This is a genomic window from Streptococcus oralis, from assembly GCF_001588645.1.
Classification (GTDB): Bacteria; Bacillota; Bacilli; order Lactobacillales; family Streptococcaceae; genus Streptococcus; species Streptococcus oralis_AB.
Genome location: NZ_LAYF01000013.1, coordinates 177,226 through 189,921 on the forward strand (window position 1 = coordinate 177,226; position 12,696 = coordinate 189,921).

The window sequence follows — 12,696 nt, forward strand, 5'->3', positions numbered from 1 at the left end:
AATGGCAACAAAACAAAAAGAAGTAACGACATTTGATGTGCAAGTAGCAGACTTTATCCGTAACCACAAAAAAACAGGAACAGCAACAGATGACGAAATCAATTCAAGTCTGGTTATTCCTTTTACTTTAGATGCAGATGGCATTGAAGACCTTTTACAACGGATTCAGGATGCTGGAATTTCTATCACAGATAATGAAGGAAATCCAAGTGCACGTGTCCTTAGTACAGAAGAAGAGCCTGAACTTAGTGATGAGGACTTGATTGGCTCAACCTCTGCCAAGGTTAATGACCCTGTCCGTATGTATTTGAAGGAAATTGGGGTTGTTCCTCTCTTGACTAACGAAGAAGAAAAAGAATTGGCTTTAGCAGTTGAAGCTGGTGATATCGAAGCCAAACAACGTCTTGCGGAAGCCAACCTTCGTTTGGTGGTTTCGATCGCTAAGCGCTACGTAGGTCGTGGCATGCAGTTTCTTGATTTGATTCAAGAAGGAAACATGGGCTTGATGAAGGCTGTTGACAAATTTGACTATTCAAAAGGCTTTAAGTTTTCTACTTATGCAACTTGGTGGATTCGTCAGGCGATTACTCGTGCCATCGCTGATCAGGCGCGTACCATTCGTATCCCTGTTCACATGGTTGAAACGATTAACAAGCTTGTCCGTGAACAACGTAATCTTCTTCAAGAACTGGGTCAAGATCCAACTCCTGAACAAATCGCTGAACGTATGGATATGACACCTGACAAGGTGCGTGAAATCTTGAAAATCGCCCAAGAGCCAGTATCACTTGAAACACCGATTGGTGAAGAGGACGATAGCCATCTTGGGGACTTTATTGAAGACGAAGTGATTGAAAATCCAGTGGATTATACAACGCGTATCGTCTTACGCGAGCAGTTGGATGAAGTCTTGGATACTCTCACAGACCGTGAAGAAAACGTTCTGCGCCTTCGTTTCGGGCTGGACGATGGGAAAATGCGCACCCTTGAAGATGTTGGTAAAGTCTTTAACGTAACTCGTGAACGTATCCGTCAGATCGAGGCCAAGGCTTTGAGAAAATTGCGCCAACCAAGTCGCAGCAAACCCCTTCGTGATTTTATTGAAGATTAGAGTGAGGAATAACATGGCTTATACAGAAGAGCAAATTGAAACGATCAAAACACGCATTTTAAATGCTTTGGAAGAAGTCATCGACCCTGAGTTGGGAATTGATATTGTCAACCTAGGTTTAATTTATGAAATTCGTTTTGATGGTGAAACTGGTCACACTGAAATTGATATGACCTTGACAACTATGGGCTGCCCACTGGCTGACCTTTTGACAGACCAGATACATGATGCGATGACAGATGTGCCTGAGGTAACCAATACCGAAGTTAAATTGGTCTGGTATCCAGCTTGGACAGTTGAAAAAATGAGCCGATACGCGCGTATCGCCCTAGGAATTAAATAAAGACTAAGAATAATGCGAGAGACGATTGGAAAATAGGGTGAATTTATCCTTTTTCCTATGGTCTCTTCTTTCTTTTGCTGATTTTCTGGAAATAAAATGGTATAATGAAAGGTATGGAAAACGAAAAATTGCGTATTAATATGCTGAGTTCAAGTGAAAAAGTAGCTGGTCAAGGAGTGTCAGGAGCATATAGAGAATTGGTTAGTCTCCTTCACCGTGATGCCAAAGACCAGTTGATTGTTACAGAGAATCTTCCTGTTGAGGCAGATGTAACTCACTTTCATACCATTGATTTCCCTTATTATTTATCTACATTTCAAAAGAAGCGATCTGGGAGAAAAATTGGCTATGTGCATTTTTTGCCTGATACGCTTGAGGGGAGTTTGAAAATTCCATTTTTCTTAAAGGGAATTATCAAACGCTATGTTTTTTCATTTTACAACCGAATGGAACACTTGGTGGTGGTTAATCCCATGTTTATCGAGGATTTGGTGGCAGCTGGTATTCCGCGTGAAAAAGTAACTTATATTCCAAACTTTGTAAATAAGGAAAAATGGCATCCACTACCAGCTGACCAAGTAGCGAAACTTCGTCAGGAAATGGATTTAGCTGAGAATCAGTTTGTTGTTGTCGGTGCAGGTCAGGTTCAGAAACGTAAAGGAATTGATGACTTTATACGTCTTGCTGAGGAATTGCCAGAAATTACTTTTATCTGGGCTGGTGGTTTTTCATTTGGCGGGATGACAGATGGTTATGAACGCTATAAAAAAATCATGGATAATCCACCTAAAAATCTAATTTTTCCAGGTATTGTTCCTCCAGAGCGAATGCGAGAACTCTATGCTTTAGCGGATCTCTTCTTGCTACCAAGTTACAATGAACTATTCCCAATGACCATCTTAGAGGCAGCTAGTTGTGAAGCACCGATTATGCTAAGAGATTTGGATCTGTATAAGGTTATTCTTGATGGGAATTATCGTGCTACAAGTGATGTTTCCGAGATGAGAGAAGCAATCCTAGAATACAAGAATGACCCTGAAGCCTTAAAAGACTTGAAAGAAAAAGCTCGCGAGATCTCCAAAGAGTACTCTGAGGAGCATTTGTTGGAAATCTGGTTAAAATTTTATCGAGAACAGGCTGCTTTGGGCAAAAAGTGAGGTAATTTATGCGAATTGGTTTATTTACAGATACCTATTTCCCTCAAGTTTCTGGGGTCGCGACTAGTATTCGGACCTTGAAGACGGAGCTTGAAAAGCAGGGGCATGCAGTTTTTATCTTTACAACGACTGATAAAGACGTAAACCGATATGAGGATTGGCAAATTATTCGCATTCCGAGTGTCCCTTTCTTTGCATTTAAGGATCGACGATTTGCCTACCGAGGTTTTACAAAGGCGCTTGAAATTTCCAAGCAGTATCAACTCGACATCATTCATACCCAGACAGAATTTTCTCTTGGTTTGTTAGGGATTTGGATTGCGAGAGAATTGAAAATTCCAGTTATTCATACCTACCATACTCAGTATGAAGACTATGTGCATTACATTGCTAAGGGTATGCTAATTCGGCCGAGTATGGTGAAATATTTGGTGCGTGGCTTCCTTCATGATGTAGATGGCGTGATTTGCCCTAGTGAAATTGTTCGTGACCTTTTATCTAAATACAAAGTCAAGGTTGAAAAGCGTGTCATCCCAACTGGAATTGAGCTGGCTAAGTTTGAACGACCTGAGATCAAAGAGGAAAACTTACTAGAGCTTCGCTCGAAGTTAGGTATTCAGGAAGGCGAGAAAATGCTGCTGAGTCTTTCTCGTATCTCCTTTGAGAAGAATATCCAAGCAGTCTTAGCAGCCTTTGCTGAGGTATTGAAAGAAGAAGACAAGGTGAAGTTGGTTGTTGCTGGAGACGGACCTTATCTGGACAGTCTGAAAGAACAAGCAGGGAAATTAAACATACAAAAACATGTGATTTTTACAGGTATGATTGCTCCAAGTGAGACAGCCTTGTACTATAAAGCAGCTGATTTCTTTATTTCAGCCTCTACGAGTGAAACTCAGGGTTTAACCTATCTAGAAAGTCTAGCCAGTGGAACGCCTGTTATTGCTCATGGCAATCCCTATCTTGAAAATCTGATCAATGATAAAATGTTTGGGACCCTCTACTATGGAGAACGAGAGCTTGCAGGAGCTATCCTTGAAGCTTTGATCGCTACTCCTGATATGTCTGAACAAAAGTTAGCGGATAAGTTGTACGAGATTTCGGCTGAAAATTTTGGGAAACGAGTTCATGAGTTTTACCTTGATGCTATTATCTCAAATAACTTTGAACATGAGTTACATGATGGACAGCCTGTCACTCAGCGCTTTTTAAAAACGATTCTCTATCTACCTCAACAGGCTGTTACAAGCCCAGTAAAAGAATCCAAGCGTATTTTAAGAGCGTCTCGAAAACAATTGTCTAGCATCAGAGATTATTGGAGAGACGAATTCAAATAATAGAATAAGAGGAAGAAAAAATGAAAAAATTAATGAGAAGTGGGAAAGATCAAAAAATTGGTGGAGTATGCGCAGGAGTTGCTCATTATTTTGATATCGATCCAACAATTGTTCGTGTCATTTGGGCTGTTCTTGCATTTTGTTATGGGACAGGAGTCCTTGCTTATATCATTTTATGGTTGATTGCACCAGTTTCAACAGAATATTAAATTAGAATTATATAGAAAAAGGAGAAGTTATGGCTTTTGGAGATAACGGAAAACGTAAAAAAACTTTGTTTGAAAAGGTGACGCTTGTTGTCGTGCTCATCATGTTGTTTGTAACCCTTGCTGGTATCTTTGCAACTGCGCTTGGAGCTTTTAGTAGATTCTAAGCAAGCTGCGAGGATAGAAACAATAACTAATGACTGGGTTCTCCCCAGCCTTTTTAAAGTGAGAAGAAAATATGAGTATGTTTTTAGATACAGCCAAGATTAAGGTCAAGGCTGGTAATGGTGGCGATGGCATGGTTGCCTTTCGCCGTGAAAAATATGTCCCTAATGGTGGTCCTTGGGGTGGTGATGGTGGACGTGGAGGTAACGTTGTTTTCGTGGTAGACGAAGGCTTACGTACCTTGATGGATTTCCGTTATAACCGTCATTTCAAGGCTGATTCCGGTGAAAAAGGAATGACCAAAGGAATGCACGGACGTGGTGCAGAAGATCTTCGTGTTCGCGTACCACAGGGGACTACTGTACGTGATGCGGAAACAGGAAAAGTCATTACAGACTTGATTGAACATGGTCAAGAATTTATCGTGGCTCATGGCGGTCGAGGTGGTCGTGGAAACATCCGTTTTGCCACTCCAAAAAATCCTGCACCTGAAATCTCTGAGAATGGAGAACCAGGACAAGAACGCGACTTGCAACTGGAATTGAAGATTCTAGCGGATGTCGGCTTGGTCGGTTTCCCATCTGTTGGAAAGTCAACTTTGCTTAGTGTTATCACTTCAGCTAAACCTAAAATCGGTGCTTACCACTTTACGACGATTGTTCCTAATTTGGGTATGGTTCGTACGCAGTCAGGTGATTCTTTTGCAGTAGCAGATCTTCCAGGTTTGATTGAAGGGGCCAGTCAAGGGGTTGGTCTTGGAACCCAGTTTCTCCGTCATATCGAACGTACACGAGTTATCCTCCATGTCATCGATATGTCAGCTAGTGAAGGACGTGATCCTTATGAGGACTACCTTGCTATCAATAAGGAATTAGAATCCTACAACCTTCGTCTTATGGAGCGTCCACAGATTATTGTGGCCAACAAGATGGATATGCCTGAAAGTCAGGAAAATCTGAAAACTTTCAAGGAAAAGTTGGCAGCTAACTACGACGAGTTTGAAGAACTACCAGCCATCTTCCCGATTTCTGGTTTAACCAAGCAAGGGTTGGGGACCCTTTTGGATGCGACAGCTGAATTGTTGGACAAGACTCCAGAATTCCCAATCTATGATGAATCCGATATGGAAGAAGAGGCTTACTATGGCTTTGACGAGGAAGAAAAAGCCTTTGAGATTAGTCGTGATGATGATGCGACATGGGTACTTTCTGGTGAAAAACTCATGAAACTCTTTAACATGACCAACTTTGACCGTGACGAATCAGTCATGAAGTTTGCCCGTCAGCTTCGTGGTATGGGGGTTGACGAAGCCCTTCGTGCACGTGGTGCCAAAGATGGCGACTTGGTCCGCATCGGTAAATTTGAATTTGAATTTGTAGACTAGGAGATTGATATGGGAGATAAACCGATATCATTCCGAGATGCAGATGGAAATTTTGTTTCTGCAGCAGACGTATGGAATGAAAAGAAACTAGAAGAATTGTTTAATCGTCTCAATCCCAAACGTGCTCTTAGATTGGCACGTATGAAGAAAGAAGAAACACTTTCAAATGAATAAAAGAATCCCGTGATTAAAAATCACGGGATTTGTTTATTCACTAAAGAAAAATGGCGGCGCATATTTTTTAAGACTCTCAAAACAAGCCTGCGCTTTTGCAGCATCTTCACAGATAATCATGCAGACGTCATCTCCACAAAGGGTTGCAACGATATCTGGAAAGGCCAAGGAATCAATTACAGATCCAAACGATTGGGCTAAACCGGGTAAAGTTTTCAAAATAACCTGGTGTTGCACAGGACGCAGCATAACAAGAGCGTCTTCCATATAGTTTTCAAGACGTTTTTCCCACTTGGAGATAGAGCCTGTATTTAGCACATAATAAGAATTATCCTCTTCGCGCACTTTTGAAAGGTTCATGGTTTTGATATCGCGTGATAAGGTAGCCTGAGTAACTTGGATATCATTTTCCGCTAACAAAGCTTGTAATTCAGCTTGAGTATGGATTTTGTTTTTTGAAACGAGAGCGCGGATAAGTTGGTGTCTGTGTTCTGATTTGTTCATAAAGTAAGTACTCCTTTTACAAGGTACAGTAGCGTGGACTGAACGATAACGTCAGTCGGGTGGTAGGCGGTATTGTCACGTATGATGATTTCAAAGTCAGTAGGATAAAGAACTAGATGGAGAGATTCTCCTTCTTTTAACTTGTCACTAGTTGGGTGCAGATAAACTGGGTAGCAATCCGTTCATCTACATTGATGTTCTTTATGACAGTGAATCCTTCAATTTGGGTAGCTTTTTGTCACGGCGTTTTGTGAATTCACTCTAAATGTAATTCACAGAGATTTCCAACATGTGGTCTAGTAGCGTGTATGATAAATGGTTACACATGTTGGTTAGAGGGAGTATCTTTTTTCCAAGTTCCGTCTAGGGGCTTCTAAAATGCTTTCAGATGAACTGAATTTGATACAAAGTTTATGTTTGATTCGACTGTTCAAGTGGAAAACTTTGGTTATAGGAAGTTCAATGGTCAAATTCATTGACTTTTCCTTTGAATACGTCCATATTGAAAGTCTGGTAGATTATACCTTTTGACAAGGTAGGATAAGACTAGACTGTGCTAAATCAACAGTCAACTGATAGTCTGTATTATCTCGAATTGTAATCTCAAAGTCTGTTGTATAGAGAACCAAACGGAGAGTATCTCCTTCTTTAAGTTTGTAGATAGTTGGTTGAAGCTCTAGCTTGAAGTCCATCCATTCATTTGGTTGGATTTCTTCAATCGTCAAGAGATTGGTTCGATTTTGAAGATTAAGGTAGCCTTTGGTGATGACACGTTGGGCACTTGGGTTGAATGGCAGTTCACAGAGATTTTCTAACATGTGGTAACGACCGTTGTCAATGGTTCTAGCACTTAAAACAGCTGGATAAGGTTGCAGATATTTCTTTTGTCCAAGTTCTAACAGTTGGGCTGATAATAAGCCCTTGTTCGTACTTGATTTGACACGAAGTTTCAGCTCCACTCGCCCATTTAAGTGAAGGTCTTGACTCACTGGAAGGTCAATGGTGATCTGATTGGCTTTTCCTTGATATAGTTCAGTGTTGAAGGTCTGGTAAGTTTTTCCATAACGATCAAAATCTTTTTGATCATACTGGTTTTGAATCACTTTTTCTTCAGTTCCAAGAGAGAAGCTATGCAGTTCCTCCTGTTTGCCAAAGTTATCAAGACCTTGCCATCTTTGCGGTGCGATATTGTCCTGCCAGATGACAGTCGGAAGTTGATAGCCTGAGTCAAGTCCTAACAATTTCTTACTTAACAAGGCATTCATTGACTCGCGGAAGTCAATCGACTGCCAATTATTCATATAAACATGGGCACCATGATGGAAAAAAAGGTGCTTATTGATATGAGCTGGAAGAGCATGAAACATCTGGTAAACATGAAGTGGTTTGACATTCCAATCCTGGGAACCATGCGTAAAGACGACCTCAGCTTTAACCTTGTGAGCATTGAGTAGATAGTTGCGGTCATGCCAAAATTGATTGTAGTCACCAGTCTTGCGATCTAATTGTTCTTTTACCTTTTCTAAATCCGCTTTGTGGGCCTCATTAGCACGGATATAGTCTCCAGCTAAGAGATTGCGGGAATAGGTCAATTCAGCAAGTGAGTCAAAATCCTCACCTGGGTATCCACCTGGGCTGGTCACCAGACCATTTTCCCGATAGTAGTTATACCAAGAGGAAATACCTGCTTCCGCAATGATTACTTCCAAACCATCAACACCAGTGGTAGCGAGACCATTGGACATGGTGCCTAGATAGGAAATACCTGTTGTTGCGACTCTCCCGTTTGACCAGTCAGCCTTGACTTGACGATTGCGTGTATGGTCCGTGAAAGCACGGCAACGGCCATTAAGCCAATCAATGACATTTTTATAGGCCTCAATTTGCTGGTAGTCACCATTGGTCATGATACCTTGCGAATCCCTAGTACCAATACCCGATACATAGAGATTGGCAAATCCACGTGGGAGGAAGTAGTCGTTGAGGGTATATGAGCTATTGATATGAGATAGCTTTTCTTCAACTTCTGAGACGACTTCTGCTTGACCATGAGGTTCGACTAAATTTAGCTTAGGTTCCTCAAGTTCAATGGTGTGGGGCGGTTTGACCTCAAGCTCTCCTTCCATTTTGTAGAGAGCTTTGTCACTGGCTTTGTCGTTGGTCCCTTGGTGATAAGGACTGGCAGTCATAAGAGTAGGTACTTGACCATCGTAACGTGGGCGGATAACGCTGACTTTGACTAAATCAGGGAGTCCATCTTTATCAGTATCCACACGGCTCTCGACATACACGACTTCACGAATGACATCATGAGTAGAGAAGGTAGCCAAGCTCTTACCGTTAAAGTAGTGGTAGTGATTGTCTTCTGAAATGAGTCCATCACTAACAAGCTGATCGATGAGCGTATTTCCTTTTTTCGTTCGCGTATTGAGTAACTGATAAAGATTTTCAATGAGATCCCCATAAACAATAGGAAAACCAGTTTCTTTACGAAACTGTTCGGCATCCTCAAAGTCAACAAGATAGCTAAATCCTAAAAGTTGAAAAACTACTGTGTAGAAAATCTCCGCAGTTAACTCACGGTCTGACTGGAAAAAAGTTACTAAATCTGTTTCTTTATCCGCAGCCAAAGTCGACAAGGCATAATCCGTGTCAGAATAAGTGAAAAAACTCCAACGAATGAAGTCTTCAAACTGTCTTTTTAAGGACAGTTGGGGTGACAGCTTTAGACCAAGACCTTCTAATTCCTCAAATCGTTGAGAACTAGTGGTTGGTTGATAGCTGAATTGATTAAAACGCATGTTTCTCTCCTTTGAAAACAGACTGGATTTATTATATCAAAAAAGAGGGAAAAATGGAATAAATAAACTTAAATGAAATAAATTTCTTAAACCAGCATATCTATTTGGTAAGTTATTATAAAATACTGAATAAATACCATAGAAGTAAGCCTTTTTCTAGAGATTTTTATATGTAAAACTGCATATAACTCCTATCTTTATTATTCTTCGTTTGGTATAAATATATCTAAATTTACATTTAAAACTATTATATAATATTAATTTTTTATTTGCTTCCTTTGAAAAATGAAAAAGTTTTTAACTGATGATATTGAAAAGAAAGCATCCGAGTAGCTTCAATATCCAACTTAAAATGGTATAATAGTAGTAAAACGAAAGCAAGGAGGAGAAGAAATGATTGCACAGCTCGACACCAAGACTGTTTATAGTTTTATGGAAAGTGTGGTTTCGATTGAAAAATATGTACAAACGGCTAAAGAGTATGGCTATTCTCACCTTGCTATCTTGGATGTGGATAATCTCTATGGGGCTTATCATTTTTTAGAAGTGACTCGAAAATATGGAATCCAACCTTTAATTGGTCTTGAAATGTCCTTGATCAAAGATGAGGAGAATATTTCTTTCCGTTTTCTAGCTCTATCCACTAAAGGGTATCAAGAGTTGATGAAGTTATCCACTTTAAAAATGACTGGACGGAAAAATTGGTCTGACTTCACCAGCCACCTCGAAGATGTAGCCATTATTGTTCCCTATTTTAATGGGGTCGAACAGCTGGATTTGGGGCATGATTATTTTATCGGTGTCAGTCCAGATGCTCCTCAAGAAGTCTTTACCAGCCCCATTCTTCCACTCTACCAAGTCAACTCTTTTGAAAAAGAAGACCTACAGGTTTTGCAAATTTTGTCAGCAGTCAAGGACAATGTTAGCCTAAGAGAAGTAGATGTGCATTCACAACAAGGGATTTTTTTACCTGCCTCAGATTTAGAAGCTCGGTTTAAAAATCGCTTCCCTCAGGCGCTTGCCAATCTCCAGGATTTGATAGAAAATGTAAGCTATCAAATCGACCCAAGTTTAAAACTTCCTCGCTTTAACCCTGAAAGACCAGCGGTGGAAGAGCTTCGAGCAAGAGCTGACAAAGGCTTGAGTGACAAGGGGCTAACCTCAGCTATCTATCATGAGCGACTGAATGAGGAATTAGCTGTGATTCATGATATGGGCTTTGACGACTATTTCCTTGTAGTCTGGGATTTGCTCCGTTTTGGACGTTCCCAAGGCTACTATATGGGTATGGGGCGTGGTTCTGCTGTGGGTAGTTTGGTCGCCTACTCACTTGATATTACAGGAATCGATCCGGTTGAGAAGAACTTGATTTTTGAGCGCTTTTTAAATCGTGAGCGCTACACCATGCCTGATATCGATATCGACATTCCTGACCTCTATAGACCCGAGTTCATTCGTTATGTTCGTGATCGCTATGGAAGTCAACATGTGGCGCAGATTGTCACTTATTCGACCTTTGGAGCAAAACAGGCAATTCGTGATGTTTTCAAACGCTATGGCGTTCCAGAGTACGAATTAACAAATATTACGAAAAAAATCAGTTTCCGAGATACGCTAAAGACGGCCTATGAAAAGAATTTGCAATTTAGACAGGTCATCAATAGCAAGATTGAATACCAAAAAGCTTTTGAGATTGCTCGAAAGATTGAAGGTTATCCTCGTCAGACCTCTATCCATGCTGCCGGAGTCGTTATGAGTGACCAAGACTTGACGGACTATATTCCTCTAAAATATGGTGAGGATATGCTAATCACCCAGTATGATGCTCATGGTGTTGAAGCCAATGGACTTCTAAAAATGGATTTCCTCGGTTTACGTAACCTGACTTTCGTACAAAAAATGCAGGAATTGCTTGCGGAGTCAGAGGGTGTTCATCTAAAAATCGAAGAGATTGACCTGGAAGACAGTGAAACTTTAGCCCTCTTTGCAGCTGGAAATACGAAAGGTATTTTCCAATTTGAACAACCTGGCGCCATTCGACTCTTGAAACGGGTGAAACCACAAGTCTTCGAAGAAGTGGTAGCAACGACATCCCTTAACAGACCAGGTGCAAGCGATTATATCGATAACTTTGTCGCTCGGAAGCACGGCAAAGAAAAGGTGACAGTGCTAGATCCTACATTGGAAGACATCCTGTCATCAACCTACGGTATTATGCTCTATCAAGAGCAAGTCATGCAGGTAGCTCAGCGCTTTGGAGGTTTCAGTCTTGGTAAAGCCGATATTCTCAGACGAGCCATGGGGAAGAAAAATGCTAAAGAGATGCATTTGATGAAGGAAGATTTTATCATAGGAGCTATGAAACTTGGGCATACAGAAGAAAAGGCCAACCAAGTTTTTGCAGTGATGGAAAAGTTTGCCGGCTACGGATTTAACCGATCTCACGCTTATGCCTACTCAGCACTGGCATTCCAACTAGCTTATTTCAAGACACACTACCCTGCTATTTTCTTCCAAGTTATGTTGAATTATTCCAGTAGCGATTACATTGTAGATGCATTGCAGATGGGCTTTGAAGTGGCTCCTTTAGCAATCAACAGCATTCCCTATCATGATAAAATTGCTCATAAGAAAATCTATCTTGGTTTGAAAGCTATTAAAGGGATGCCGAGAGATTTGTCTTACTGGATTATTGAAAATCGTCCTTTCTCAAGCATTGAAGATTTCGTCACACGTCTTCCCAAGAATTACAAGAAACTGTCGCTTTTGACGCCTTTGGTTGAACTAGGGCTTTTTGATGAATTTGACAAGAATCGCCAGAAAATCTTAGTGAACCTACCAAACTTATTTGTTTTTGTTGAGGAATTAGGTGGACTTTTTGCAGATACAAATTATAGTTGGACTGAAGCTGATGATTTTACTGAGGCAGAGAAATTTTACAAAGAGCAGGAACTGATTGGGGTAGGTATCAGTGCCCATCCTCTCCAAACTCTTGCCAAACAAGCCCTATATCCGACGACGCCAATCGCTAATCTAACCGAGGGAGCTCAAGCCACTCTCCTAGTTGAAGTTCAAAAGATTAAAGTGATTCGAACCAAGAAAGGCGAGAGTATGGCCTTTCTACAGGTTCATGATAGTAAGTCTCGGATGGATGTAACTGTATTTTCAGACCAGTATAGAAAATTTGCTTCCATTTTATCCGAAGGGAAATTTTACTACATCAATGGCAAAGTTCAATCTCGAGATGGTCGTCTGCAAATGATTGCACAAGATTTGAAAGAAGCAGTGGCGGAACGATTCTGGATTCAAGTTAAAAATCATGAATACGATAAAGAGATTTCAAATATCCTAGAACAATACAAAGGCCCAATCCCTGTCATTATCAGGTATGAAGAGGAAGGAAAAACGGTTGTTTCTACACAACATTTTGTAAGAAAAGATTCTGCTTTAGAGGAAAAATTAGAGGGAATTGCTATGAAAACGATTTATCGCTAAAAATACGGAAAATAGAAGAATT

At 40.6% G+C, this 12,696-nt stretch carries 11 protein-coding genes; 9 read left to right on the top strand and 2 right to left on the bottom strand.

All coding sequences use genetic code 11. From position 1 onward, the window contains the following. The first annotated feature begins 1 nt into the window (after position 1). The 8 genes from rpoD to A0739_RS08345 all read left to right on the top strand — a co-directional run bounded on the left by rpoD (position 2) and on the right by A0739_RS08345 (position 5,874). The gene (gene rpoD / locus A0739_RS08310; RefSeq protein ID WP_000201893.1) at positions 2-1,111 is read left to right on the top strand and encodes an RNA polymerase sigma factor RpoD; all 1,110 of its coding nucleotides are present in this window, start codon (positions 2-4) and stop codon (positions 1,109-1,111) included. Positions 1,112-1,124: 13 nt separating this feature from the next. Further along, complete coding sequence (locus A0739_RS08315) at positions 1,125-1,454, top strand: metal-sulfur cluster assembly factor (protein WP_000331930.1); 330 nt, start codon at positions 1,125-1,127, stop codon at positions 1,452-1,454. 113 nt (positions 1,455-1,567) lie between these two features. Further along, entirely contained in the window at positions 1,568-2,611 is a 1,044-nt protein-coding gene (locus A0739_RS08320; protein ID WP_061587676.1) for a glycosyltransferase family 4 protein, read from the top strand. Positions 2,612-2,619: 8 nt separating this feature from the next. Next, positions 2,620-3,945 carry a glycosyltransferase family 4 protein gene (locus A0739_RS08325; protein WP_061587656.1) on the top strand — a complete coding sequence of 442 codons (1,326 nt, stop codon included), beginning with the start codon at positions 2,620-2,622 and terminating at the stop codon, positions 3,943-3,945. 20 nt (positions 3,946-3,965) lie between these two features. Continuing rightward, positions 3,966-4,154, top strand: coding sequence for a PspC domain-containing protein (locus tag A0739_RS08330; protein WP_000735790.1), 189 nt, complete (start codon positions 3,966-3,968; stop codon positions 4,152-4,154). 29 nt (positions 4,155-4,183) lie between these two features. Further along, complete coding sequence (locus A0739_RS08335; RefSeq protein WP_000863851.1) at positions 4,184-4,318, top strand: DUF4044 domain-containing protein; 135 nt, start codon at positions 4,184-4,186, stop codon at positions 4,316-4,318. A gap of 71 nt (positions 4,319-4,389) precedes the next feature. Beyond that, complete coding sequence (gene obgE / locus A0739_RS08340; protein WP_061587657.1) at positions 4,390-5,700, top strand: GTPase ObgE; 1,311 nt, start codon at positions 4,390-4,392, stop codon at positions 5,698-5,700. A 9-nt stretch (positions 5,701-5,709) separates the two neighbouring features. After that, the gene (locus A0739_RS08345) at positions 5,710-5,874 is read left to right on the top strand and encodes a hypothetical protein (RefSeq protein WP_000502575.1); all 165 of its coding nucleotides are present in this window, start codon (positions 5,710-5,712) and stop codon (positions 5,872-5,874) included. A gap of 33 nt (positions 5,875-5,907) precedes the next feature. On the opposite strand, the gene A0739_RS08350 is transcribed toward A0739_RS08345, so the two are convergent. Both A0739_RS08350 and A0739_RS08355 read right to left on the bottom strand, forming a co-directional pair. Continuing rightward, complete coding sequence (locus A0739_RS08350; RefSeq protein WP_001043016.1) at positions 5,908-6,378, bottom strand: arginine repressor; 471 nt, start codon at positions 6,376-6,378, stop codon at positions 5,908-5,910. Positions 6,379-6,896: 518 nt separating this feature from the next. Then, positions 6,897-9,179: a Xaa-Pro dipeptidyl-peptidase gene (locus A0739_RS08355; protein WP_061587658.1), complete on the bottom strand. Its 2,283-nt coding sequence runs from the start codon at positions 9,177-9,179 to the stop codon at positions 6,897-6,899. 393 nt (positions 9,180-9,572) lie between these two features. On the opposite strand from A0739_RS08355, the gene A0739_RS08360 reads away from it, so the two are divergent. After that, positions 9,573-12,674 carry a DNA polymerase III subunit alpha gene (locus A0739_RS08360; protein WP_061587659.1) on the top strand — a complete coding sequence of 1,034 codons (3,102 nt, stop codon included), beginning with the start codon at positions 9,573-9,575 and terminating at the stop codon, positions 12,672-12,674. The last annotated feature ends 22 nt before the right edge of the window (positions 12,675-12,696 follow it).